The organism is Pseudoramibacter alactolyticus ATCC 23263, from assembly GCF_000185505.1.
In the GTDB taxonomy this organism is placed as follows: Bacteria; Bacillota; Clostridia; order Eubacteriales; family Eubacteriaceae; genus Pseudoramibacter; species Pseudoramibacter alactolyticus.
This window is the reverse complement of sequence record NZ_GL622359.1, coordinates 741330-767807: the sequence shown is the minus strand read 5'-3', so window position 1 is coordinate 767807 and position 26478 is coordinate 741330. Positions and strand designations below refer to the sequence as shown.

General features: G+C 46.1%; 22 protein-coding genes and 1 pseudogene. 19 read left to right on the top strand and 4 right to left on the bottom strand.

The features are described 5' to 3' along the window. Positions 1–35: 35 nt before the first annotated feature. Positions 36–1811 carry an Rqc2 family fibronectin-binding protein gene (locus HMPREF0721_RS03620; RefSeq protein ID WP_040639888.1) on the bottom strand — a complete coding sequence of 592 codons (1776 nt, stop codon included), beginning with the start codon at positions 1809–1811 and terminating at the stop codon, positions 36–38. Positions 1812–1940: 129 nt separating this feature from the next. On the opposite strand from HMPREF0721_RS03620, the gene dapF reads away from it, so the two are divergent. The 13 genes from dapF to HMPREF0721_RS03555 all read left to right on the top strand — a co-directional run bounded on the left by dapF (position 1941) and on the right by HMPREF0721_RS03555 (position 15320). Beyond that, on the top strand, positions 1941–2780 hold the full coding sequence (gene dapF, locus HMPREF0721_RS03615) for a diaminopimelate epimerase (protein WP_006598201.1): 840 nt from the start codon (positions 1941–1943) through the stop codon (positions 2778–2780). Further along, entirely contained in the window at positions 2777–3655 is an 879-nt protein-coding gene (locus HMPREF0721_RS03610) for a YicC/YloC family endoribonuclease (protein ID WP_006598200.1), read from the top strand. Before dapF ends, HMPREF0721_RS03610 begins: the two co-directional genes overlap by 4 nt. Positions 3656–3707: 52 nt before the next feature. Beyond that, entirely contained in the window at positions 3708–4343 is a 636-nt protein-coding gene (gene gmk / locus HMPREF0721_RS03605; protein WP_006598199.1) for a guanylate kinase, read from the top strand. Further along, a complete protein-coding gene (gene rpoZ / locus HMPREF0721_RS03600; protein WP_006598198.1) occupies positions 4330–4677 on the top strand; it encodes a DNA-directed RNA polymerase subunit omega in 348 nt (115 codons plus the stop codon). The genes gmk and rpoZ overlap by 14 nt, the downstream gene beginning before the upstream one ends. Positions 4678–4689: 12 nt before the next feature. Then, a complete protein-coding gene (gene priA, locus HMPREF0721_RS03595) occupies positions 4690–6912 on the top strand; it encodes a replication restart helicase PriA (RefSeq protein ID WP_040639887.1) in 2223 nt (740 codons plus the stop codon). Between the two features lie 18 nt (positions 6913–6930). Beyond that, positions 6931–7449, top strand: coding sequence for a peptide deformylase (gene def, locus HMPREF0721_RS03590; protein ID WP_006598196.1), 519 nt, complete (start codon positions 6931–6933; stop codon positions 7447–7449). Further along, on the top strand, positions 7442–8383 hold the full coding sequence (gene fmt, locus HMPREF0721_RS03585) for a methionyl-tRNA formyltransferase (RefSeq protein WP_006598195.1): 942 nt from the start codon (positions 7442–7444) through the stop codon (positions 8381–8383). The genes def and fmt overlap by 8 nt, the downstream gene beginning before the upstream one ends. Positions 8384–8450: 67 nt before the next feature. Then, positions 8451–9143 carry a zinc metallopeptidase gene (locus HMPREF0721_RS03580; protein ID WP_006598194.1) on the top strand — a complete coding sequence of 231 codons (693 nt, stop codon included), beginning with the start codon at positions 8451–8453 and terminating at the stop codon, positions 9141–9143. A gap of 7 nt (positions 9144–9150) precedes the next feature. Further along, on the top strand, positions 9151–10473 hold the full coding sequence (gene rsmB / locus HMPREF0721_RS03575; protein ID WP_006598193.1) for a 16S rRNA (cytosine(967)-C(5))-methyltransferase RsmB: 1323 nt from the start codon (positions 9151–9153) through the stop codon (positions 10471–10473). Between the two features lie 203 nt (positions 10474–10676). Next, positions 10677–11207: an HD domain-containing protein gene (locus tag HMPREF0721_RS03570; RefSeq protein ID WP_006598192.1), complete on the top strand. Its 531-nt coding sequence runs from the start codon at positions 10677–10679 to the stop codon at positions 11205–11207. A 140-nt stretch (positions 11208–11347) separates the two neighbouring features. After that, on the top strand, positions 11348–12547 hold the full coding sequence (locus HMPREF0721_RS03565) for an isocitrate/isopropylmalate family dehydrogenase (RefSeq protein ID WP_040639886.1): 1200 nt from the start codon (positions 11348–11350) through the stop codon (positions 12545–12547). A 153-nt stretch (positions 12548–12700) separates the two neighbouring features. Next, positions 12701–14593 (top strand): TIGR03960 family B12-binding radical SAM protein, encoded by a 1893-nt coding sequence (locus HMPREF0721_RS03560; protein WP_006598190.1) that lies wholly within the window; start codon positions 12701–12703, stop codon positions 14591–14593. Then, on the top strand, positions 14586–15320 hold the full coding sequence (locus HMPREF0721_RS03555) for a TIGR03936 family radical SAM-associated protein (protein ID WP_006598189.1): 735 nt from the start codon (positions 14586–14588) through the stop codon (positions 15318–15320). Before HMPREF0721_RS03560 ends, HMPREF0721_RS03555 begins: the two co-directional genes overlap by 8 nt. Before the next feature lie 637 nt (positions 15321–15957). On the opposite strand, the gene argH is transcribed toward HMPREF0721_RS03555, so the two are convergent. Together argH and HMPREF0721_RS03545 are read right to left on the bottom strand one after the other, a co-directional pair. Then, positions 15958–17340 carry an argininosuccinate lyase gene (argH, locus tag HMPREF0721_RS03550; protein WP_006598188.1) on the bottom strand — a complete coding sequence of 461 codons (1383 nt, stop codon included), beginning with the start codon at positions 17338–17340 and terminating at the stop codon, positions 15958–15960. A 33-nt stretch (positions 17341–17373) separates the two neighbouring features. After that, positions 17374–18606, bottom strand: a complete 1233-nt coding sequence (locus HMPREF0721_RS03545) for an argininosuccinate synthase (RefSeq protein WP_006598187.1) — start codon at positions 18604–18606, stop codon at positions 17374–17376. Positions 18607–18854: 248 nt separating this feature from the next. Between HMPREF0721_RS03545 and argC the strand changes: the two genes are divergently transcribed. From argC to HMPREF0721_RS03525, 4 genes are read left to right on the top strand one after another with little or no spacing between them, the layout of a single operon-like run. After that, positions 18855–19904: an N-acetyl-gamma-glutamyl-phosphate reductase gene (gene argC, locus HMPREF0721_RS03540; RefSeq protein ID WP_006598186.1), complete on the top strand. Its 1050-nt coding sequence runs from the start codon at positions 18855–18857 to the stop codon at positions 19902–19904. 17 nt (positions 19905–19921) lie between these two features. After that, a complete protein-coding gene (gene argJ, locus HMPREF0721_RS03535) occupies positions 19922–21154 on the top strand; it encodes a bifunctional glutamate N-acetyltransferase/amino-acid acetyltransferase ArgJ (protein WP_040639885.1) in 1233 nt (410 codons plus the stop codon). Positions 21155–21169: 15 nt separating this feature from the next. Next, complete coding sequence (gene argB / locus HMPREF0721_RS03530) at positions 21170–22066, top strand: acetylglutamate kinase (protein ID WP_006598184.1); 897 nt, start codon at positions 21170–21172, stop codon at positions 22064–22066. A 45-nt stretch (positions 22067–22111) separates the two neighbouring features. Beyond that, positions 22112–23257 carry an aspartate aminotransferase family protein gene (locus HMPREF0721_RS03525; protein WP_050787013.1) on the top strand — a complete coding sequence of 382 codons (1146 nt, stop codon included), beginning with the start codon at positions 22112–22114 and terminating at the stop codon, positions 23255–23257. A 106-nt stretch (positions 23258–23363) separates the two neighbouring features. Here HMPREF0721_RS03525 and HMPREF0721_RS12775 read toward each other — a convergent pair. Continuing rightward, positions 23364–23738: pseudogene (locus tag HMPREF0721_RS12775) on the bottom strand (transposase family protein); the annotation flags it as partial. A 310-nt stretch (positions 23739–24048) separates the two neighbouring features. On the opposite strand from HMPREF0721_RS12775, the gene rpsO reads away from it, so the two are divergent. Together rpsO and HMPREF0721_RS03515 are read left to right on the top strand one after the other, a co-directional pair. Further along, complete coding sequence (gene rpsO / locus HMPREF0721_RS03520) at positions 24049–24312, top strand: 30S ribosomal protein S15 (protein WP_432680483.1); 264 nt, start codon at positions 24049–24051, stop codon at positions 24310–24312. Positions 24313–24394: 82 nt separating this feature from the next. Further along, the gene (locus HMPREF0721_RS03515) at positions 24395–26476 is read left to right on the top strand and encodes a polyribonucleotide nucleotidyltransferase (protein WP_006598180.1); all 2082 of its coding nucleotides are present in this window, start codon (positions 24395–24397) and stop codon (positions 26474–26476) included. Positions 26477–26478 lie beyond the last annotated feature (2 nt).

Sequence of the window (26478 nt, the reverse complement as noted above, 5' to 3'; positions counted from 1 at the left end):
TCGGTACAATATTAGAGTTTAGCCTCTTTTGACATTTATGCTTTGGTGACCGTTTCAATTTGGTCGATAATTTCGCGCTTGGGCGTTATATACATAGTATTTTGATTGGTGAAAACGACCATTCCAGGTTTTGCTTTGTTGGGTTTATGGACATAACGGTATTCGACATAATCGACAGGGACATTGGAGCTGTTTTTGGCTTTGCTGTACCAGGCGGCCAGCGCGCCGGCTTCCAGGAGGGTTTGCTCGGTGATAAAGCGGCCGTTGGCAATGATCAAAACATGAGAGCCGGGAATATCTTTTACGTGGAGCCAACAATCCTCATCGCTACCCAGTCGGGTGGAGATGGCATCGTTTTGGTAATTGTTTTTGCCAACCAAAATATCGAAGCCCTCTGACGATCGAAAGTGCAGCGGGTGGGAAGAAATTGGCCTTTTATCTTTTTTGCCTTTATTTTTTTGATTGCCGAATTCAGAGTGAATAACTTCATGACGAATTTCGTCTAATTCCTCGGGCTCGGTGCAGTGTTCCAAGGCATTGAGAAGACTTTCCAAATAATAAACTGTGTTTTCGGTCTTTTGGATCTGCTCGGTCACTTGAATTTGTGCGCGCTTGGCCTTATTGTATTTTTTATAAAAACGCTGAGCATTTTGCGATGGGGCCTCATTCACTTTCAGTGGGATGGTAACCGACGGGAGTTCCGGATCGTAATAATTAGACAATGTGACGCTTTTCATTCCCTTTTCGATTTGATAAATATTGGCGGTGATCAAATCGCCGTAGAGTTTGCTTTTTTCATCCTTTTGAGAATTTTGATAATCCTTGTGGAGATTCTGCAGTTTTTTTGTATTCTTCTTAAACAAAATATTGAGCTGATGCTTCAGGTTGGCGCTTTTGGTATCAAAACGATTTTTTTTATCTTTCTGATAATAAAACCGTTCGAGCAGATTTGATACGGAGTCCGCCGGCTGGCGGTCAAGGCTCTGCAAATAATGCAGCGAAAGAGTGGCAAAATCCCGAATCTGATGGTTGAAATAATAAAGGCAAGGAGAAGACTGAGCGGTGATTTCCTGATGAATCTCTAAAAAGGAGCGGTGAAAAGCATTGCTGTTTTTGGACGAGAGGGCGTCCGTGGACTGGTCTTCTGACAAACCGGAGCGAAAACAAATTTCTCGAGCCAAATTGGGACTGACGCCTAAAAAGCCCTGAACTAAAGCGTGAGACAGAGATTCGTGGGGATGTTTAAGCAGCCAGGCGTCTAAATCGGCATCTGTTTTGCAGTTGAAATAATTTTGTCGCCCCGTTTCCGGCGGAAACTTATAGGGAAGCCCCGGAAGAATTTGCCGATATCGATTGGATGAAGAACCGATCTTTTTGAGGCAATCGATGATAACAAGAGCGTCTGCTTCTGTTTTGGTTAAAATAATATTGGCGTGACGTCCCGTGATTTCGGCAATGAGGGATTTGATCACCGGATCGCCAAATTCATTTTTTGTCGCAATATCTAAAAGGATAACGCGGTCGCTTTCGTGCTGGCGGATGGCTTCAATGCGTCCGTTGATCAGATGTTTGCGAAGGGCCATGCAAAAACTCGGCGGTGTATTTGGATTTTTTTTCTTTTTGTTGGTCAGATGCACGCGAGGCTGATTGGCGTTGGCGGACATCAACAAGACATAATTTGTTTTGCCGCGGTTGATGCTCAGGTGGATTTCATCATTTTCCGGTTGGTGAATTTTACGGATATGCCCGCCGAGAAGCTGATGTGATAATTCTTGTATTAAATGATAGGTGACAATACCGTCAAAGGCCATAATATACTCCATTCTCAAATTTGTTGACAGGTCGATCTCTAAAAAGAATAAACTACATTTTACCCGTTGATGCTTGTTTTTTCAATGTGTTTTAGTTATCATAAAACGATAGTAGAAAGGGAATGATGGATGAAATTTTTGAAGATGCACGGCGCCGGCAATGACTTTATCGTTGTTAACAATCTCGATAAAAGCATGATGTTTTCTCAGAAACAAATCGCGCAGTTATGTGACCGCCACAAGGGAATTGGTGCCGACGGTTTGATTTTGGTTGAGCCTTCGAATGAGGATGCTGCGTTTATGGATTATTATAACGCAGATGGCACCATCGCCCAGATGTGCGGCAACGGCATGCGTTGTTTGGCCAAGTATGTCACCGATCGGCAGATTGTAAAAAAAACACAATTTACGATTGCCTCGCGCGCGGGAAGAATCGGCATTGAGCTATTAAAAAGGACACCGGCGGAATCGACGATTCGTGTCGATATGGGAAATGTGGTTTTTTCGGCTCAAAAGATTCCCGTTATTTCGAAGAAAGAAGAAGTGATAGGGGCCCATTTTGATTGGGACGGCGTCACCTATAGTTATGGCTGTGCATCCATGGGGAATCCGCACATGGTCGTGCTGACAGGAGACTTTGACCAAACACCGATTGAAGCCATTGGCCCTTACTATGAAAAGCACGCCATGTTTCCAGAAAACTGCAATATCAGCTTTGCTGAAGTAAAAGACACAAATCATATTCGGATGGATACCTGGGAACGTGGAGATGGCAGAACGCTGGCCTGCGGCACTGGAACCTGTGCCACTGTGGCCGTGCTCCATCGTTTAGGAAAGGTTGATACAGCTGTGGAAGCGCAATTGTCCGGCGGGATTTTAAGCGTTGAATTAGACGGCAGTCACGTATGGATGACGGGTCCCGCACAAACGGTGTACGAAGGATCGGTTGATGTGGAGGCGCTTCAATGAAAAGCATGACAGGATTCGGTCGTCATGACAATCGCGATGATCAGCGGGCTATTTGTGTCGAGATCAGAACCGTTAATCACCGGTATAAAGATTTTTTTGTGAAAGTTCCGCCGATATTAAAGTCATTGGAGACCAAAATTCGAGATGAGGCGGCACACTATATAACACGCGGCCGCATCGAAATCTGCATTCAATTTGAAGATTTTGATTCTCAGCAAAAGCAGATCGCCTTGAACAAGGCGTTGGCATGCGAATACATTAAAACCCTCAATACAATTAAGACAATGGACGCCATGATTTCGGATGAAATTAATATTGATTTGATTGCGCGTTTCCCAGATATCATTACCGTTTCAGAGGCGGCAGGCGATGACGTGGCCAATTGGCAAGCACTCAAACCGGTTTTAGATGGTGCACTCGCTCAAGTGTCGGCAAGCCGGAAACAAGAGGGGCTGGCCCTTCAGGCAGATATTCAGCATCGCATCGCAATCATTCAAAACCATGTTCAAGTGATTCGTGAACAAGCACCGCAGATGCTAACGACGTACCGGAGACAAATTCATGAAAAAGTAGCGGCGTTCCTGGGTGATGCGTCGGTGGATGAGAATCGACTGTTGACGGAAGTTGCCGTTATGGCAGACAAGCTGGATATATCCGAAGAACTAACGCGTTTGGATAGTCATCTGATACGCATGACGAAAATGATCAAGAGCGAAGGCGCCATTGGCCGAAAACTGGATTTTTTGATTCAGGAAATGAATCGTGAAGCCAATACGATTGGATCCAAGGCAACGGATATCCGTATTTCGGATGCTGTTGTGGATGTGAAAAGTGAAATTGAAAAAATTCGAGAACAAATTCAAAATATCGAGTAAGATAAAAGTTTAGTTTTGAAAAAATAGAGATGAAAGGTGATGATTCAAGGAAATGTCCAAAGCAGAAGGCCAAAGAGGGAGTCTGATTGTGATGTCAGGACCCTCCGGCGTTGGGAAGGGAACCGTTTGTCGGACGGCAATGGCGCAAAATTCGAATTTAAAACTTTCGGTTTCGGCGACAACAAGAGCGCCACGTTCCGGAGAAAAGGATGGAGTTAACTATTTCTTTTTAGATCAGACCACATTTGAAGAAAGAATTTCCGAGGACGCATTTTTAGAGTATGCCCGTGTGCATGACCATTATTATGGAACTCCCAAAGCCTATGTTGAGCAGCTTCTTAATCAGGGAACAGATGTGATTTTGGAAATCGACGTGCAGGGAGCTTTGCAAATAAAAGAATCATTGGGTTATGGCGTTTATATTTTTATCGCGCCGCCTTCCCTTGAAGAATTAAAACAACGTTTAATCGGCCGTCAGTCAGAATCGCCGGAACAAGTGGTATTACGCCTTGCAAATGCTTTAAAAGAGTTATCTTTGGCAGATCAATACGATTATATCGTGACGAATGACGATTTGGAAAAAGCGACGCGCCAGTTTTTACACATTATAGATGCACAGCATTGTTTGGCGAAAACCCAATGGCCGCGTATCAAACAGATGATAGAAGGAGTAGATGATGAGCAGTAAAACTTATTACGGAAAAGAAGCCAGTGGCCTTCGCTATCCGCCTTTAAATGATTTGATTGACAAAGCACAGAATAAATACGAATTGTGTATCGCAACGGCAAAACGAGCCAGAGAATTAGTGGGCGGAGAAGATCCATTGGTTAAAGTGATCGTTGACAATCCGATCTCTGTAGCGACTGAGGAAATTGCAGAAGACGAAGTGAGAATCATCAGCCATTCGCAGAATGAAATAGTGGGAGCAACTTTAGAAGGGGCGGAAGCACTGTTTGCGAAAGCGGAAGAGAATGAGGCTCCTTCAACTGCGGATCTCGCCCAAGACGATACTGAAGCGTAAAGGAGCACTTTGTTGAGTTTTGCAGCCATTTATTTGCGTCAGACCAATAAACGGCTCGATCATCCTTATGATTATGTAATTCCTGAGCGATGGCAATCACGGGTAAAGCCGGGTGTTCGCGTGGTGGTCCCTTTTGGAAAAGGAGCCAGACGAACGGAGGGCTTTGTCGTCGCCGTATCGAAAGCATCTGAATTCAAGGGGCATTTTCGCGCTATTGAAGCCATTATCGATGATCGTCCGGTGTTAAATGGCAAGCAGTTGAAGCTTTGCCGATGGCTGGTTGGTTATTATCATTGTTTATTTTACGATGCGCTGAGTTTATTTACCAACCCGGTTAAAGTTCAGATAAAGATGCGACGAAATCTCGACGGGACACGTGAAAAGTTTTTCGATGTCTACACAGATCCGGAAAAATGGTACCGATTGACGTCAGAAGGGTCGCAGGCAATCTCCCGCGGCAAAATCATGAAAAGCATCATGGCTTTATTAGCAAAACAGCCATTAACGGCCAGAGATTTAAAGCAGCAATTGGGGAATGTTTCTTCCTCGCTGAGAAGTTTATGCCAAAAAGGCTGGGTAGAAAAAGTTAACCGCCAGGAATTACAGATGGAGCAAGACCAAGTGGTCGGTGAAAATTCTTTTGAAAGCCCCATTTCAATTAAAACGTCTCCGAGTTTAAAAAAACTGAAATATAGCCTTGAGGAGAATACGGGAACCAATCAGCGGTTTCCGATCTTTTTTTACCATCAAAACAAATGCGAGAAATGGCAGATGTTTTTAATATTGGCCATGGATTTAAGAGCGAAAGAAACGGGTTTATTGTTGCTTCCGAATAAATATTTGCTGGAGCAGTTTTATGAAATGCTGTCGCCCAATGTGCGAGCTGGGGTTCTTTTTTATCACGGAGAGCTTTCACAGAGCAGGCGGCGGCGCGCATTTGACGATGTGCGGGAAGAACGGTTTCGTTTTATCGTCGGAACAAGAGCTGCATTATTTTTACCCTATCGGCATTTAAAATGGATTATCATGGACGAAGAATCAAATAGCAGTTATGTTTCGAGCGGGGAACCCCATTATCATACACGGATTCTTGCGGAAAAATATATGACGCTCTTAAAGACGTCGCTTATTGTGAGCGACACGGTTCCTTCTGTGGACGCGACCCATCGCATTATGACGCATCGGATGCGGCTGATTTCTGAATCGTCTTTTGAATCGAAGTATCATTTGAAAATTATAAACATGCAGGATGAAATGCATGCAGGCAATTTGAATTTTATCAGCCACGCGTTGGCGCAGGCTGTGACGGAAACCCTCGAGCGCGGTAAAAATGTGCTTATCATGCACAATCGATTGGGTTATGAGACGTATGTATTCTGTCGGGATTGTGGCCATGTGGCGCGCTGTCCTGATTGTGAAAGGCCTTTGAAGACGGACACCCACGGACAGTTAATATGCTCGACCTGTGGAAGACAATGGTCGATGCCCGACACGTGTCCCTCCTGTGGTGGGCGTCGGTATCGGCCCATGGGGTTGGGGATTGATCAGGTCGTGGAGGAGATTAAAAGGCGTTGGCCGGCGTATCCGGTTCTCAAATTGGATGCTCAGAGGCTTGAAGCATCGGGGATGACGGCTGTGAAACAGGATCTGACCGATAAGGCGTATCGAATCGTCGTTGGCACACACGCTTTATTGAATGTGTCTGATTATCCGGAGGTTGGCTTGAGTGCGGCTGTTTTGATTGATGTGGATTTGAATCAACGGGAATACAATGCCCCGGAGCGAGCCTACCAGCAATACGTTGCTTTTTTTAGTATGGGGGATGGCAACGCTTTATTGCAAACTTATGATCCGGATCAGGATTTGGTGCGAGCGCTGGCAAGCGAAGAGTACCGCGATTTTTATCAATCGGAAATAAGGTATCGCAAGGCTATGGCATATCCGCCTTTCGGCCATTTGATTTTCTTTAAAATTTTTGGGAAAGAAGCAAAACAAGTGGAAAAGGACAGCTGGATGCTTTATCATTGGCTCCGAAAATTAGATCGGCATCGGCAAACAATGGTTTACCGTCCGGTTAAGATGAATGTCATGGTGGAAAACCAGCAGGCAATGGCTCGTATTATTGTTAAGACCCAAAACATTAGGATGGTCTCGCAGTATATTCAAAAACTGATCCGAGGCGGTCATCTTGAAAAGCTGCCGTCAAAAATTGCAATGATGATGGATCCAGTATAAATAGTGAAAGGAGATAAGATGGCAATTAGAAAATTAAGATATTATGATGATCCCATTTTGCGCAAACGGGCGCGGGAGATCACAGAAATTAACGATCGTATTAAAACATTGGCCGCCGATATGCTTGAAACCATGTATGACGATGATGGCGTCGGCTTGGCGGCTCCCCAGGTTGGCGTTTTGAGACAGCTGGTGGTGATCGATGTGGGGCAGGGGCCTATCACGATGATCAATCCGGAAATCGTCAGCCAGTCCGGTTCGATTGTGGATTCCGAAGGATGTTTGAGTTTCCCGGATGAAGCGGGCTATGTCGAGAGACCGGAATATGTGACGGCACGGTTTACAAACCTGGAAGGGCAGCGTTGTGAAGTCAAGGGTCATATGCTTCTGGCGCGGGCGATTTGCCATGAGCTCGATCATTTGAAGGGGGAAGTGTTTATCGATAAAAAAATTCCGGTAGAAAAAGCAGAGGTTATGATTGCAGAACAGGAAAAACGTCTGGCAAAAGAAGGCAAGATCGGAGAAGACGATGCGTAGCCGCGTCGTGGTGATGGGAACCACAGATTTTGCGGTTCCGATGCTCAATCGGCTGACAGACAGCGATTACGAAGTTGTTGCGGTTGTGTGTCAGCCGGACCGCCCAAACGGTCGTGGGAAAAAAATGCGAGCGTTGCCGATGAAACAACGAGCCCTGGAGCTTGGACTTTCTGTTTATCAGCCGGAAAAAATCAGAAATGCATCAGCGATTGATTATTTAAAATCAATGCGGCCGGATTTTTTTGTCGTTGCGGCCTACGGCCAGATTTTATCGCAGGAAGTATTGGATATTCCAACCTATGGATGCCTGAATATTCACGGATCTTTGCTGCCGGAATATCGCGGCGCAGCGCCGATTCATCACGCGATTATCGATGGGAAAGCAGAAAGCGGCGTGACCATTATGAAAATGGACCTTGGGATGGATACCGGCGATATGCTGGCTCAAAAAATCATTCCAATTACGGATACAACGACAGTCGGTAAAATGCACGACGCGATGGCAAAAGCCGGTGCCGATTTGATTCTGAATGTAATGGCTCAAATCCAAAATGGAACGGCTCAGGGTATTGAACAGGATTCGGCGAAAGCAACCTACGCCGAAAAGATTGATAAAAATACCGGAAGGATCGATTGGCATCAAAGCTGCTTTCAGATTTTGCGGCGTATTAACGGCACCGATCCCTGGCCCGGAGCCTGGACAACATTGGATGGCAAAACATTCAAATGTTTTTTGCCGGTGCGGCTTCCGCAGGCGGAAAAGACAGAAGTGCCGGGGTGCATTGTTGCCGCGGACGAAAATCAAGGGCTTGTGGTTACTGCCGGCGACGGTTATTTGCAGCTGAATGAAATTCAAATGCCGGGGAAACGCCGGATGCGGGCGACAGACTATTTTCGCGGCAATGCCATTGCCGTGGGGACGGTTTTGTCTTAATTCAGATGGTTTTCAGATCTTCGGCTTATAATGCCTAAAATTTTAAGAAAGCAAAGGAGGCCTTGCAATGTTTTTTGATTGGACTTGGCTGATTTTAATTCCGGGCTTAATCATTTCGATGATTGCCCAAGCAAAGGTGTCGTCGGCATTCAACGCTTACAGCAAGGTAAGCGCAAGAAGCGGCATGACAGGGCAGCAGGTGGCCGAACGACTGCTCGCCTTAAATCAATTGCGTGTGAGCATTCATGGCATTAGCGGTGAATTAACGGATCATTATGATTCGCGCAATAAATCGATGGCGTTGTCTGCAGGCGTAGGACAAAGCGACAGTATTGCAGCAATCGCGGTAGCGGCCCATGAAACAGGGCATGCCTGCCAGGACGGACAGGGTTATTTTCCGCTGCGGTTTCGCAATGCCATTGTTCCGCTTTGCAATTTCACATCAAATGCGGCCTGGCCCCTTTTTTTCATCGGGCTTATTTTAGGCGGCCGCTATGGCAGCAGCTGGGGATTGATGCTCATGAATATCGGTATTTTATTTTTCGCCGTTGCTCTGGTTTTTTATATCATCACTTTACCGGTCGAATTTAATGCCAGCCATCGGGCATTGGTTATGTTAAAGCAGTATCAGTTGATCGATGTGTCGGAAGAAAGAGCCGTGAAAAAAGTGCTGGGAGCCGCAGCGATGACCTATGTCGCCAGCACGCTGATGGCCTTCTTGAATCTTTTCAGAATGTTGCTCATTCGCGGAAGGAATTAATGGCGCAATGCATCCGAAAAAGAATTCATCAAACAATGCAAGAGAGCAGGCCTATAAAAGCCTGCTTAAAATTGACCGGGAAGGCGCCTTTTCGAATTTGGAAATCCGGCAGACGCTTTCCCGTTTGTCATTTAACGCAGAAGATGCCAATTTATATACACTTTTAGTTTACGGGGTGCTGCAGAATCAGATATTTTTAGATTATTGTTTGGATCAGCTGATCAAAGAGCCTAAACGGGTCGATTTTGAAACGCGAGAAATCCTTCGCATTGCCGCGTATCAAATTTTAAAACTGGACCGCATTCCGGATTACGCAGCGGTTTCGGAAGCGGTTTTGCTGTGCGGAAAGGTCAACCGCAGGGCAAAGGGATTTGTCAACGGCGTTTTGCGAAATCTGATCAGAAATAAAACGCGATTATTTGATATTTCTAATGGTTCATTTAGAAACGAAAAAGAAGTGCTTGCAACGCGGTTTTCTATTCCGCTGCCAGTGGTGCATTATTATTTTGAAGCTTACGGGAAAGAAGCGGCGCCGGCCATTTTGGCGCAGATGAATGTACCGGCGCCGCTTTCGGTGCGTGTCAATACGCTTAAATTATCCAGGGAAGATTTAGCAGCGAAACTTCAGGCAGAAGGGTTGGCGGTAGAAGTTGGTCAGTTGTCTTCGGATTGTCTTTATTTGAAAGGTATTTCGGCGAGCGAACTGGTGCAAAGCTGCTGGTTTAAAGACGGATGGCTCACGATTCAAGATCAGGGTGCCATGTTGATCGCTGAGCTTTTAGATCCCCGGCCCGGCGAGCGCATTCTCGATATGTGTGCGGCACCTGGCGGCAAAACTACGCATTTGGCGCAGTTGATGTCGGATGCTGGCGAGATCATTGCCAGAGATATTTATCCCTCTCGGCTTCAGTTGATTGAGGACGCGGCAAAACGGTTGGGAATTTCCAATATTAAGACTGAATTGTGGGATGGCATTCAACCGCCGAAAGAAGAAGCCGCATTTGATAAAATCTTGCTGGACGCGCCATGCTCGGGGTATGGTGTGATTCGCCGCAAACCGGAGATTCGCTATCGTGGGACAAAAGAAGACCGCCGGGCAATCCGCCAAACACAGCGCACTCTATTGAACAATGGGTTGGATTTATTGCGTTCGGACGGTAAGCTGGTCTATGCCACCTGCACGATCGATCCGGAAGAAAATAACCGTCAAATTGCACGCGTTGTCCGAGAACGATCTGATGTGATTGCCGAGGCGGAGACAGAGCGGATGACCAGCCCGCTCACCGATGGATGCGACGGCTTTTATATGATTCGTTTGATAAAAAGATAATGCTTGATGACGGCTCGGCGGAGCCATTTTTTGAGCATCAATTCGGAATATATGTGAAAATTTCTTTATTTAAAAAATGATTAAATTCTGCTAAAGCGATACAGATTTTTATGAATTTGTAAAGGTAGCCTGCTATAATGGACAAAGTTTGAGTTTACAATTTAGATACAATTTAAAAGATTGAGGTAGAGGAGTGCTACTGGATGGTTAAAATAACCGATCGCAAGCAGTTTGATGATTTTTATGATTTGACATTTGATATTTTGACGAGCCGACGCTTTCAGTCATTAAAGCTGGAACCACATCATGGGAATGCTTCGGGACGCTTTGAGCATTGTTTATCTGTCGCCTATTATTCGTTTGTCATTTCGAAAAAGTTGGGGTTGGATTTTAAGTCGGCGGCTCGCGGCGGATTGCTGCATGATTACTTTTTCGATAATTGGCGGGAAGTTAAAAAAGAAGGCAGGGGACTGGACCGAATTCGGCAGTGCCATGGGATGGCTCACCCCAAGAAAGCCCTTAAGAATGCCAAAACCGATTATGATTTGAATGATCGGGAAGAAAATATGATTTTACGTCATATGTTTCCTTTGACAATCACGCCGCCGAAATATGGTGAAAGCTGGATCGTTTCGCTGGTTGATAAAGGCGTGGCTATTGGCGAATTGGCGAGGGCCCATACGCCGAGAAAAATCGTGTCGCGACGAAAACTGGCATCGGTAGCGACAATGTAATCATCTGTGGCTGACAGCATTCGTCTTGCTTTGAATTAAAGTACGGAGAGGATGCTGTCTTTTTGATTGTGTATATTTATGCGGGATGCTATAATAAAAAAGCTAAACCAGACACGATGATAATTGCATGGGAGGAAAGAATGGATCATTCAAAAGAAATTGCTGCGGCCAAAGAACATTTTGGAAAAATTCTCACAGAACAATTAGAACGGATTGATCGGCTGAAATCAGAAGGCGATTTCGTTGATTATGCCAGAAAAGAACATATTGTGATCGGTGTCGTCGGCGGTGACGGCATTGGCCCTTTTATTACCAGGGAAGCACAGAAGGTGTTGGAATATTTACTGGCCGATGATATTAAAAGCGGCCGTATTGAAATAAAAGCGATCGACGGCTTGACGATTGAAAATCGTGCGGCGTGCATGCAGGCCATTCCGGACGATGTGTTGGTGGAATTAAAAAAATGTGATGTTATTTTGAAGGGACCAACCACAACGCCGCGCGAAGGCGATCAATGGCCTAATATTGAATCCGCCAATGTGGCTATGCGCAAGGCTCTGGATTTGTTCGCCAATGTGCGGCCGGTGTCGATCCCGGATCAGGGCATCGATTGGACCTTTTATCGCGAAAACACTGAAGGGGGATACGCCGTGGGCTCACAAGGGGTTCACATCGACGACGATCTGGCCATTGATTTTGTTGTGGCAACCCAACAGGGATCGGAACGCATCATCCGCGCGGCTTTTGATTATGCACAGAAGTCCGGAAAGAAAAAAGTGACCGTGGTCACAAAAGCCAATGTTATTAAGACCACTGACGGTAAATTTTTAGACACAGCCAAAGCAGTAGCTAAAGATTATCCCGATGTGGAATGGGATGATTGGTATATCGATATTATGACGGCAAAATTGGTGGATGAAAAACGCCGCCAGCAATTTAAAGTTGTGGTCTTGCCCAATCTTTACGGGGATATCATCACAGATGAAGCGGCGGAACTTCAAGGGGGTGTCGGCACGGCCGGCTCTGCCAATATCGGCAAACACTATGCCATGTTTGAGGCTATTCACGGCTCAGCGCCGCGGATGGTTGATGAAGGCCGGGCACAATATGCGGATCCGTCATCCATTATCAAGGCGGCCGGGATGCTTTTGGACCATATCGGCTATCATGAAGCCTCTCAAAAACTCACCAAGGCCATCGAGGTGTGCAGTGAATACGAAAAAAAACTGGTCTTGACCGGTCGGCCCGACGGGGCGACGGGTGATGCCTATGCACAATACGTAATGGATACGCTTTCCCGGGATGATCTGAATGAAATTTATGCATTCTATGCAAAATAACGAATAGAGGAAAGAATTAAAGTTTTAAAAGTCGGGCGTTACGTTCGGCTTTTTTGTATGAGGAAAACCGTGCGTTAGATGTGCGGATGAGCTTTAATAAGAGAAGACACTAAAAATTTTGACATCGCGAAAAGCCTAAGGTATCATGTTGGCATGGAAAAAAGGAAGATAACAATAAAGCATCCAACAATAGATAAATCATTTGTTGATCAACATATTCTGCCCAGAGTCCAAAAACCGATTACCTATCAGGGCAACGAAGCTAATGCGATTCATAAAGATCCAAAGGCGACGGACGTGCGATTTGCATTCGCCTTCCCGGATACTTATGAGGTTGGGATGTCGCATCTTGGCATGAAAATACTGTACGCCCTTTTGAACGACCAACAGGGCGTTTTTTGTGAGCGGGTTTTTGCTCCCTGGACAGATATGGAGGCACAGATGCGTGCACATCAAGTGCCGCTTTTCGCGCTTGAAACCATGGATCCTATTGCCGATTTTGATTTTTTGGGATTTACCCTGCAATATGAAATGTCCTATACCAACGTGCTGAATATGATCGATTTGGCGGGGATCTCTGTTGAATCGGAGGATCGAAGGGATGGGGACCCGATTGTTATCGCCGGGGGTCCTTGTGTATATAATCCGGAGCCGTTGGCAGATTTTATCGATGTGTTTGCCATTGGCGAGGGAGAAGAGCTCACACTGGAAATCATCGACGATTATAAGCAGTGGAAACACCGGTATGGAAAGAAAAGGCGACGCGACTGGCTCAAACATATTGCTCAGACCATCAAAGGTGTTTATGTGCCGGCGCTTTACACATCGTCTTACAATGAAGATGGCACTTTGGCGGCTTTTACCCCGGTGGATGACAGTGTGCCGGCCGTGGTTTCCAAACGCTACATCCGGGATCTGGAGCATGTATATTATCCCGATAAATTGGTGATGCCCTATCATGACACGGTTCACGATCGGATCCCCTACGAACTTTTCCGCGGCTGCGGCCGGGGTTGCCGCTTTTGCCAGGCGGGGATGATTTATCGTCCGACCCGCGATAAGTCGGTGGATTGCATCGAATCCGGTATAGCACAGCTGCTTGAGACAACGGGCTATGATGAAATGACACTGTTGTCGCTGTCTTCCGGAGATTATCCGGAGATTGATCGTCTCATTGATGATTTAGTCGCACGTTATGAAGATCAGCACGTTGCGATTTCGCTTCCGTCTTTACGCATTGATTCGGTATCGGTCGATATGCTCGAGCAGATTCAAAAAGTCCGGAAAAGCGGGATTACATTGGCGCCGGAAGGCGGGACCCAGCGCATGCGGAATGTTATCAATAAAAACGTTACGGAAGAAGATCTGATGAGTACGGTCACGCAAGCCTTTCAAAAAGGATGGGGGCATATCAAGCTGTATTTCATGATGGGATTGCCCACAGAAACGGTGGAAGATATTGCCGGTATTGCGGATCTGGCAGAAAAAGTGGTGGCTTGTTATGCGCAAACACCAAAGGAAGTGCGCAACCGTTCTTGCAAGGTGGTCGTCAGTACTTCGTGCTTTGTGCCGAAGCCCTTCACGCCTTTTCAGTGGTTTGGACAGGATCGCATCAGTGATTTTGTGAATAAGCAAAAAATGCTCAAACGTGAGATTAAAAGCCGCCAAATTAAATACAATTGGCACGAATCGATTGTCAGTTTTTATGAGGCGGTGATGGCGCGCGGCGACAGAAGAGTCGGTCGCGCGTTGAAACGGGCCTGGGAATTAGGGTGCGTTTTTGATGGCTGGAACGAATGTTTTGACGAGGCAAAATGGCGGCAGGCCTTCAAGGACAGTGACGTTGATCCAGAATTTTATGCACTTCGGCATCGGGACTTCGACGAATTGCTCCCCTGGGATTTTATTGATATCGGTGTGACTAAGTCTTTTTTGATCAGGGAAATGAAGCGGGCAGAAAAAGAAGCAACCACACCGTTTTGCCGGGAAGGCTGCGCCAATTGCGGCATTATGCAATTTGACGAAGGGTGGCAATGTCATGGTTGAACGGAATCATTCCCAACAAAACGAAATAACCATGCGATTTAAATTTAGACGGGGAGCCTCCCTGCGGTTTTTATCCCATCTTGATCAGCAGTCGGCCTTTCAGCGAGCATTTCGAAGAGCGGGAATTCCCTTGGCTTATTCTCGAGGATTTCACGCTCATCCCAAGATGGCTTTTGCCCAGGCCATGCCGGTCGGCATGACATCGGACTGTGAATATGGGGATGTGGTTTTAACACAAACGATGGATCCGGATATTTTTATTCAAGCATTTAATCAATCGATGCCGGCAGGGCTGATGATCACCGAAGCTTGGGCGATGAATGGCAAAGCGCCCTCTTTAACGGCAGCTATTAAGGACGCGGAATATTGCATAACGGTCCCGGGGGCGTTTAGTGCGCCGGCGGTTGAAGAAGCTGTCGAAGCTTTTTTGAAACAAATGTACATCAATATACGAAAACGAAATAAGAGGGGGAAATATATTGAAAAAAATATTCGACCTTTTATTGAGAAATTAACGGCGGATATCAGAGCTGACACACTTATTTTTGGTTTGCAGACAAAGTTTATCGATCAAGTGACAGTAAAACCGGTCCAGGTTATTGAGCAATTGAATCAATTTGCGGTATTAGGCTTAGGCAGCGCATTGGATTGGAGGCTTCATCGGTGCACTTTGAATTTGAACTGGACACCGGAAATAGATGGAAATGAATATGTTGAAAAAATGTAAAATTAAGATTTGGGATTCATTTGATAAAAATAATATAAAACCTTTACATTCTCAAAAAACCTGTTATAATACAAGTAATCAATAAATCGAAACAAAACGCAACGAGAAGCGTTCACTGTTTCAGGTCATTCAAAACCGAAGAACTCTCTTATCCATAAGATTTAACAGACATTTGTCTGATCGAGTAATAGTGAGACGGCACTAAGGGAAGATAGAAAATCTTTTAGTTGGTGACTTACGTATTCGAAACATAATTTTGGAAGAGGCTTGATAAATGGTTTGATCGGAGTTTGATTAGAATGATCAAATCGAGTCAAGCGGATGAATAAATCGTGAATAAATTTAATTTATTCACAGCGGAAGATTTATTCAGAAAGCTGGAAAGATGAGTAAAAAACTTCAGGTTTTGAAAAAAGCCGCGACTATTCGCATATAGAGACGATAGCGTGGACAAAGCCAGATTTATTGAAATAAATATAAAGGGGTGAGTCCCAAAATCACATGAGTATAACCGAAACAGAACAAGCGTGCTAAAGCCATCCAAAACGTTGTAAACGGAAAAGGATGGCTTTAGTGTTTTTTGCCGTAAAGAATCTCGATGCAGATGGATGTGAGGATGCATCGAGATAAAAAATAATTATAATTTTTTGATTTGACCGCGATTGATGGCAATGGCGCGTTCCACTGTGACTTTGGCAGGACCGCCAACAATTTTACGTTGATTGACACAATTGTTGAGGTTGATCGCGGCATAGATTTCTTTATTGAAAATAGGGTCGACGGCTTGATATTCTTCAAGGCTTAATTCGTCCAGGTTTTTCTGATGCTCAATACAATAAAAAACGAGCTGGCCGACGATGCCGTGGGCATCGCGGAAGGGGATACCATTTTTGACGAGCCAATCAGCAGCGTCAGTTGCGTTGGAAAAGCCTCCGGCCGCCGCCCGGCGCATATTCTGAGCATTGACAGTCGCCGTGGCCATCATTTTATCAAAAGTGCGCAGGCAGATAGTCACCGTGTCGAAAGCGTCAAATACCGGTTCTTTGTCTTCCTGCATATCCTTGTTGTAGGCGAGGGGGATACCTTTCATCATGGTCAGAAGACTGATGAGATCGCCATAGGTCCGTCCGGTTTTACCCCTAACGAGCTCCGCAATGTCGGGGTTCTTTTTTTGCGGCATAATAGAAGAGCCAGTCGAAAAAGCATCATCAAGCGTGAGAAAATGGAATTCGGCGGAACTCCAAAGCACCACTTCCTCCGAAAAACGGCTGAGGTGCATCATCAGCACAGAAACGGCCTCCAGGAAATCGATGCAGAAATCGCGATCGGAAACAGCGTCTAAGCTGTTGAGGGCAACGCCAGAAAAATGCAGCTGCTCGGCCACGAAATACCGGTCCAGCGGATAGGTGGTGGTTGCCAATGCGCCGGCACCCAGCGGCAGCGTATCGGCCATTTCAATGACCTGCCGGAAGCGTTTGATGTCGCGTTTGAGCATTTCCACATAGGCCAAAAGGTGATGGGCAAAAGTGATGGGCTGAGCCCGCTGCAGATGGGTATAACCCGGCATGATGGTTTCAGTATTGGCATAGGCCAGATTGAGCAGTGTGGTTGCCAGCTGTTTAATATCATCGATGATGATCGCGCAGATGTCTTTGACATAAAGATGCATGTCTGTCGCAACCTGGTCGTTTCGACTCCGCCCGGTATGGAGTTTTTTGCCGACGTCCCCAATCCGGTCGATCAACAGAGACTCGATATTCATGTGAATATCTTCCATCTCGACGGAGAACGTAATTTTGCCAGCTTCGATGTCTTCAAGAATTTCCTGAAGGGTTTTGACAATCAGATCAGCATCATCCGGCGGGATGATTTTTTGTTTGCCGAGCATTTTGGCATGGGCAATCGAGCCGCGAATATCCTGATGATACAGCCGCTGATCAAAAGCGATGGATGAATTAAAATCATCGGTGAGGGCATCGGTTCCCTTTTGAAACCGGCCGCTCCAAAGTTTTTTTGCCATTTTGATTCCTTATTTAATTTACAGAGTTTAGGATTATTCGATATCCTGGCCCTTTTCCCGAGCACTCAAACGCATTAACGCCCGCACGCGCAGCGGCAGTCCGTAAAGATGGATAAAGCCTTCTGCGTCTTTGTGATTGTAGAGATCGCCGGTGGTGAAGCTGGCAATTTCTGCGTTATAAAGCGAGTAGGGAGAGGTGACATAAGTCAAAATCATATTGCCCTTATACAATTTTAGTTTGACGATACCGGTAACGGTTTTTTGCGTTTCGTCGAAAAAAGCCGATAGAGCTTCCCGCAGAGGTGTGAACCACTGACCGCCATACACGATTTCGGCAAATTTAACCGAAGCTTGCTCTTTAAAGGCGAAAGTTTCGCGATCGAGACACATGTGTTCGAGCTCTTCGTGGGCACGGTATAAAATGCTGCCGCCCGGTGTTTCATAAATTCCGCGGGATTTCATACCGACCACGCGGTTTTCAATCAGATCAATGACGCCGATGCCGTGTTTTCCGCCGATTTTATTGCAGGTTTCGAGAATTTTCCGGGGTGACATTTTCTGATCGTTGATGGCGACGGGTTCACCTTTGACAAATTCGATTTTGATTTCTTCAGCCTCGTCCGGCGTTTCGTTTAATGCGTTAGTTATGCGGAGAATGTGTTTATAATTCGGTTCGATAGAAGGATCTTCGAGTTCCAAACCTTCATGGCTCATGTGCAGCAGATTGGTGTCACGACTGTATGATTGATCGTGGCTGGTGCTGACTTTGATGTCGTGTTCGATACAAAAGTCCATCAAGTCTTCCCGGGATTGAAGATCCCATTCCCGCCAGGGGGCGATGATTTTAAGCTGAGGATCCAACGCGCCGATCCCCAGCTCGAAACGGACCTGGTCGTTGCCTTTGCCGGTGGCGCCATGGCAGATGGCTTCAGCCTCTTCTTTGTGCGCGTAGTCCACGAGGACTTTGGAAATCAGTGGCCGGGCGAGAGACGTTCCGAGTAAATATTTTTTTTCGTAAACGGCATCGGCCTTCAAGGCGGGCCAGCAGTATTCTTCGACAAATTCATCGATCACATTGACAATGTAGCATTTGGATGCACCGCTTTTCAATGCTTTTTCTTCGAGACCGTTGGTTTCTTTTCCTTGTCCGACATCCACACAAACACAGATAACATCATAGTTATAAGTTTCTTTCAGCCATGGCACGATGGTTGTTGTATCCAGTCCACCAGAATAAGCCAAGATGACTTTTTTATTTTCAGACATGAGATTCCTCCTGGAACTAATTTAAACTGTGAATGATTATACAATATGAATGTTGAGAAATCAAGGAAGAAGTGAAAAAATATACGGATGAGATTTATAATTATTCGTAATTATGCTTGATTATTCATTTTATGTGGAGTATAATGCAACAAGTTGCTAAAATTGAATCCGTTCTTTTGAAAGAAGCCGCATAATGGCATATTCTGGAAGAACTGACGACCATCAATATTTAATAGAGGTGAAGACAAATGATTAAGGCGGCAATTATTGGCGCAACGGGATACGCCGGACAAGAGCTTCTTCGATTGTTGTCCCGACATCCGAAAGTCGAAGTCGTTTCGGTAGGGTCGCGATCCTATGCAGGACAGCCATTAAGAGAAGTTTATCCATTGTATGAACACATTTCCGAAGCGATTTGCTCTAATCACTCTTTAGAAGAGCTTTCGGAAATGGCCGATGTGGTATTTCTGGCCCTTCCCCATGGCATTGCTTCTCAGCAAGTGACGCCGGATGTGCTCAAAAAAACAAAGGTGGTTGATCTCGGCGCGGATTTCAGATTGAAGGATCTGAATATTTATGAGCAGTGGTATCGGGTGGAGCATCATGGACAAGCCGTAATGAACGAAGCGGTTTATGGATTAGCGGAACTGCATCGCGAAGCAATCAAACAGGCTCGGCTGATCGGCAATCCCGGGTGCTATACCACGTGCAGCATTTTAACACTGGCGCCTTTGGTTCAAGCTGGGATTATCGATATGGACTCTATCATTATCGATGCGAAATCCGGCGTCACCGGCGCAGGCCGGACGGATCAGCTTCCCTATATGTTTTGTGAATGTACAGAATCGATTAAACCGTATAAGGTGGCATCCCATCGACATACGCCGGAAATCGAGCAGGAACTGGAAGCCTTGTGCCATCAGTCGCTTCAGTTATTGTTCACACCGAATCTGGTGCCGATGAATCGCGGCATTTTGGCCGTTTGCTATGCGTGTTTAAACGAGGCGGGCAAAGCTATGTCGGAAGAAGACATCCGTCAGCTTTATCGTGATTTTTATCACAACGAATATTTTGTCCGTTTAACAGAGGGACGAATTCCCGATACCAAGTGGGTTAAAGGAACTAATTTCTGCGATATTGGTGTCAAAATCGATAAGCGAACGAATCGCGTGATTGCAATGGGCGCCATTGATAATTTGATTAAAGGGGCGGCGGGTCAGGCCGTGCAGAATATGAATTTAATGTTTGATCTGCCGGAAAAAACAGGCATTGATTTGGTATCGGATTATCCTGTTTAATGAAGGAGACACGCGCGATGGGTGAAAAATATAAATGGATTGACGGCGGCATAACAGCGCCGCAGGGCTACAAAGCTTTTGGTGTGGCGGCTGGGCTTAAAGAAAATGATCAATTAGATACGGCATTAGTTGTTTCCGAGAAGCCGGCTATCCCGGCGATCGTCACAACTAAAAATGCGGTTAAAGCAGCGCCGGTTCTTTGGGACAACCGCATTGTCTCTGAAGGCAACGCGATTAAAGCTGTGATTGTCAACAGCGGTAATGCCAATGCCTGTACCGGGGCAAAGGGATTGGAGGATGTCCGTGATGAGGCACGGGCGGCGGCAATGGCTCTGAATTGTGAAATGGACCAGGTGTTTGTGTCTTCAACAGGGGTGATTGGCGTTCCGCTGTCGGTGGATAAGATCACCGATGCCGTTCCTGCGTTAGTCGACGGATTGTCGGTTGAAGGCGTAGATGTAGCGAGCCGCGCGATCTTGACAACGGATCTGGTCCCTAAAACGGCGGCGGTTGAATTAAAAATTGAAGGCAGAACGGTTAAAATCGGGGCGATGGCCAAGGGATCCGGAATGATTTGTCCCAATATGGCGACCATGCTCTCTTTTGTAACAACAGACGCTAACATCGATCGGCAATGTCTGCAGCAGATGCTCAGCATTATCGCGGAAGATACTTACAACATGATGTCGGTGGACGGCGATATGAGCACCAACGACACGGTTTTGGTGATGGCCAACGGCATGGCCGATACACCCCGCATTGATGATGTCGAATCGGCGGCATACGGTTTGTTTTTTAATGCGCTGTATGCTGTTAATGAGCGTATTGCAAAATCAATCGTCCGTGATGGAGAAGGCGCGACAAAGTTCATTGAAGTGTCTGTGATCAACGCCGAATCGGTTTTTGAAGCAAAATTATTAGCCAAAGCGGTAATAAAATCGAACCTGGTTAAAACGGCGTTTTACGGCGAAGATGCGAATTGGGGACGCGTGCTGTCTTCAATCGGCGCTTCGGGCGTTCAATTTGATCCGAATACGGTCGATCTTATATTCAGCAGTGCCCGGGGCTCATTAAAGCTGCTCGAAAAGGGAATACCCGTCGCCTTTGATGAAACTGCGGCAACAGAAATTTTGTCTGAAAAAGACATTGATGTGCTGATTGATATGGGCATGGGGATTTATCGGGCCAAGGCATGGGGATGTGATCTTTCCCACGAATATGTGCACATTAATGGTGACTACCGTTCGTAAGAAAGAAGGCGAAACATGATTGAAAATATGAGTCAATACATCGAAAAGGCCAATACCCTGATCGAGGCACTGCCCTATATCCGAGAGTTTAGTGATAAAACAGTTGTGATTAAATATGGCGGTTCTTTTATGAACGATCAGGATATTAAATATTCGGTGATGGATGATATTGCATTGATGAAATTGGTGGGCATTCGTCCCATTGTGGTGCATGGCGGCGGGAAAGATATTTCGTCAATGCTGGATCAGCTCGATATTGAATCTGAATTTATGGACGGGCTGCGGGTTACCAGCAAAGAGACGGTGAGCGTTGCCGAAATGGTGCTCTGTGGAAAAATCAACAAAGAAATTGTTCAATTACTTCAAAATCGCGACATCAATGCTGTGGGGATTTCCGGAAAAGATGGCGGCATGCTGCGCGTCAAGAAAAAGTTATCCCATGGAAAAGACATTGGCTATGTTGGGGAGATTACGCGGGTAAAGGATGCTATTTTGCAGGATATGCTTCGCAATGATTATGTTCCGGTCATCGCGCCAATCGGTTATGACAGAAATAAACAAACGTATAATATCAATGCAGACCATGTCGCTTATGCCATTGCTAAAAAACTTAAAGCCGAAAAACTCATTTATTTGACGGATACCGAAGGGGTCTATATGGATCATGATGATCCCAGCTCGATCATCGGGCGTTTAGGTACGCACGAAGTGTATGATTTGATTAGTCAAGGGGTTATTTCCGGCGGAATGATTCCTAAAGTGGAAAATGCGGTGAATGCTATTGAAAGCGGCGTTAAATCCGTGCATATCCTTGACGGCCGCATCGAACACTCTATTCTTTTAGAATTATTTACGGCGGCCGGGTGCGGTACAATGATTAAAGATAATTTTCCCAAATATAACAAGGAGTAAAAAGTGAAAACACAAGCATTAATTGATCGGGGCAATGCGGTGATTATGCCGACTTACACGCGGTTTCCCATCGTGTTTGACCATGGAGACGGCTGCACCCTAACCGATGTGGATGGCAAAGAATACCTGGATTTTGTCGGCGGGATCGCCGTCAATTGTTTGGGCTATAATCACTCGGGGTTGAACCAAGCCATTGCGAGTCAATGCGGTAAGATGATGCACATTTCGAATTTGTATTGGCATGAACCGATGATTACCGCCGCAGAAAAGTTGACGAAACTCAGCGGACTGGATAAGGCTTTTTTTTGCAATAGTGGGGCGGAAGCCAACGAGGCGGCAATGAAATTGGCAAGAATCTATGCCAAATTGCATAAATCTGAAGAAGCCGTCGAGATCATTGCGATGGATCATTCGTTTCATGGCCGCACCTATGCGGCCATTACGGCGACGGGGCAGCCAAAGTATCAGAAAAATTTAAATCCGTTGATGCCGGAAATTTCTCATGTGCCATTTAATGATTATGAAGCGCTGGTGCAGCAAGTTTCGGCGAAAACTTGCGCAATTCTGTTAGAGCCCGTTCAAGGGGAAGGTGGTGTCTATCCGGCGGCTCCAGAATACTTAAAAAAGGTTCGCCAGCTTTGTGACGAACAAAATATCGTTATGATTTTGGATGAAGTTCAATGTGGGATTGGCCGCTCCGGAACTTTCTTTGCTTATGAGCAATACGGTTTAAAACCGGATGTCGTTTCTTTTGCCAAGGGGATTGCCGGCGGGGTACCAATGGGGGGCATCTTGGCATGCAATCGCGTGGCACAAGCGTTTGGCCCGGGAACCCACGCGTCGACCTTTGGTGCAAATCCGCTGGCGACAGCAGCTGCCAATTATGTGCTCGATCATGTTGGAAAAGCTGATTTTTTGTCGGAAGTGACAGATAAAGGAGCTTATCTGAAAGATAAATTAATGGCGCTTAAAGCTGAAATCGGGAAAGTTGTCGATGTGCGCGGCAAGGGACTCATGTTAGGCGCCGAAATCACGGGTAATCCAGGTGAGGTTATTAAGGAATGTATTCGAAATGGGTTGTTGATTTGTAGCGCGGGAGCATCTACCTTGCGCTTTGTGCCACCGTTGATCGTGACGCGGGACGAAATTGATCAGGCGGTTGATATTGTAAAAAAAGCTCTATTAGCGTAGCGGCTAAATAAAGCAGAAAATGATTGTATGTTATCCAATGATGTGAGACCTGAAAAAGGAGAAAGTCATTTGATAACATCCGATTGTTTCTGCCAAGGCTCGAAAGTTATCCCTTGAGCTGCGCACGCCTTTCAAGTGGAGACATCCATCCAAGCACTGCCATTGGGAGATTGTTCAATCCGCACATATACCTGTACATCTGCTCTTTCAGATCCTTGAACGAGCAGAAATTCAGGAAGTTGCAGAATTGCTCCTGATCGTTCCTGTAGCTGCCTTCGACGTTACCATTATTCCAAGGGGTTCTAGGGCGTATCAGTTTATGTTTTATTCCGACTTCTTTATAGAAGTTGCTTTGTTCAAGATATGATAGATAAATCGTTCCCTTATGATGCCTTGTCAATCATCGTGTACTGATGAACTTGTCAGGCACCTTGCCGACATAACAAGCTTTTGGAACGTCCATCTGCCATTTAATACCTAACGCTTCCAGTTTTAAGAGTATGGGACAAGAATCATTGTGAATGTGATATGCTGCTCATGGCGATTGAAGACCTTTCGTCAGAGGAGTTTAGTAGTAGAAACAATTCTAACGGACTCAATCGCTTTTTTTATTCTCAAGGTCTCACACCTATTGTAAAGCTATAGGCATTGATCGCGAAAGATTGGATTTGTGCTTTACAATTCAGATAGCCAATGGTAAAATGCACGATAGTTAGCCCACTCTTGGTTTGCCGACACTCCGACGGCCTACTATGAACGGGGGAATTCTAAATAATCAAGGAGATATCATGATTACAAAAGAAAACAAAGAACAAATCATTGCGGAATACGGCACACATGCTGGAGATACTGGTTCTCCGGAAGTTCAGATTGCGTTGCTGACAGCGCGCATCAATGATTTGAATGCGCATTTTACCGTGCACAAAAAGGATCATCATTCCAGAAGAGGACTGCTTAAAATGGTTGGGCAGCGTCGCAATCTTTTGGGGTATCTGAAAAAGAAAGACATCACCCGTTATCGTGAACTGATCGCGAGACTGGGCTTGAGAAAATAATGATTAAACAGGCGGAGCTCTTCCGCCTTTTTGCATTTTCGGGGAAGGCTCTGAAAGTGCGGTTATCGAACGAGGAGGAAAGATGAGAGTATTTGAAACGGAGATTGCAGGCCGCCCTTTTCGGGTTGAAATTGGAGAGGTGGCACGGCTGGCAAAGGCTGCCGCGATGGTTCGCTACGGGGATACCAGTTTGTTGTGTAATGTCACGGTATCCAAAAAACCACGGGAAGGCATGGACTTTTTCCCGTTGTCAGTGGATTATGAAGAAAAACAATACGCGGTCGGCAAAATTCCCGGCGGGTTTTTAAAGCGGGAAGGCCGCCCGTCTAATCAGGCGATTTTAAATTCACGTTTGATTGACAGACCGATTCGTCCGCTTTTTCCGAAGGGATTCCGCAACGACGTTCATGTCGTGACGATGGTGATGTCTGTCGAACATGATAACGCGCCGGAACTGGTTGGCATGTTGGGATCGTCTATTGTTTTATCCATTTCTGATCTTCCGTTCGATGGCCCGACAGCGGCCGTTCAAGTGGGTTTGATTGATGGTGAATTTGTTCTCAACCCGACGGCAGCCCAATATGAAAAATCCGAAATGCACCTCACGGTTGCCGGCACACGGGAAGCGGTTATGATGGTTGAGGCGGGTGCCGATGAAATTCCGGAAGCCACGATGCTGGATGCCATTCTTTACGCGCATAAAGAAATCAAAAAAATCATTTCCTTCATTGATCAAATTGTGGCAGAAGTAGGGGCCCCCAAAGCTGACTATAAACTTTACCTGCCGACAGAAGAAATGGTAACTGAAATTACCGGTTATATTGGTACGCGGATGCATGACGCGGTCCGCACCGAGGATGCAAAAGAACGCATTGAGAGCATGGATACGCTCATTGAAGAAGTCAGCGAACATTTTGCCGAAATTTATCCGGACAACGCTGCAGATATCGATATGGTCATCAATAATCTTAAAAAGAAGGAAGTCCGCAGTTTGATCCTGGATGACGGTATCCGCCCGGATAACCGCGGAATGACCCAGGTTCGCCCGTTAGCGGTCAAAGTGGATTATATTCCCCGGGTTCATGGCTCGGCGCTTTTCACCCGCGGCGAAACCCAGGTGTGCTCGGTGGCAACCCTCGGCCTTTTAAAAGAAGCCCAGACATTGGACGGTCTTGAACTGGAAAGCAAAAAGCGCTACATGCATAATTATAATTTCCCGAGCTACTCGGTCGGTGAAACGAGACCCAGCCGCGGACCGGGACGTCGTGAAATCGGGCACGGAGCGTTGGCTGAAAGAGCGCTTTTGCCGGTCTTGCCTTCTGAAGAGGATTTCCCTTATGCGATTCGTGTAGTCTCAGAAGTCATGAGCTCCAACGGCTCCACTTCGCAGGCGTCAGTCTGTGGCTCTTCGATGGCTTTGATGGCAGCCGGAGTACCTATAAAAAAACAGGTAGCCGGTTGTGCCATGGGACTGATCAAAGAAGATGAGAAATTGGCTATTTTAACGGATATTCAAGGAATGGAAGATTTCCTGGGCGATATGGACTTTAAAGTTGCCGGAACGGAAGACGGCATTACGGCCATTCAAATGGACATTAAAATTCACGGCATTGATCGTGAAATTTTGACCAAGGCGCTCAATCAGGCAAGGGAAGGTCGTTTGTTCATCCTTGGCGTGATGAATGACGCGATTGCGCAGCCACGGGAAGAATTATCGCCCTATGCGCCGCACATTACAACGATGACCATCGATCCTGAAAAGATTCGCGACGTCATCGGAAAAGGCGGCGAAACCATTATTGGCATTCAAGATGCGACAGATACGAAAATCGAAATCGAAGAAGACGGCACAATTTATATTGCGGCGACGGACGGCGCATCCTCTAAAAAAGCACACGATATGATTTTTGATATCGTTCGTGAAGTGGAAGTCGGCGATGTGGTGACCGGCAAAGTCGTGAAAATTATGAAATTCGGCGCTTTTGTCGATATTCCGGGGTCTAAAGACGGTCTGATCCATATTTCCAAGTTGGCTAATCACCGTGTGGAAAATGTTGAAGATGTGGTGTCAGTTGGCGACATGGTTACGGTTAAAGTGACGGAAATTGATGCTCAGGGCCGCATTAATCTTTCGCGTAAGGCGTGCTTGCCCCAGGACGAATAGAG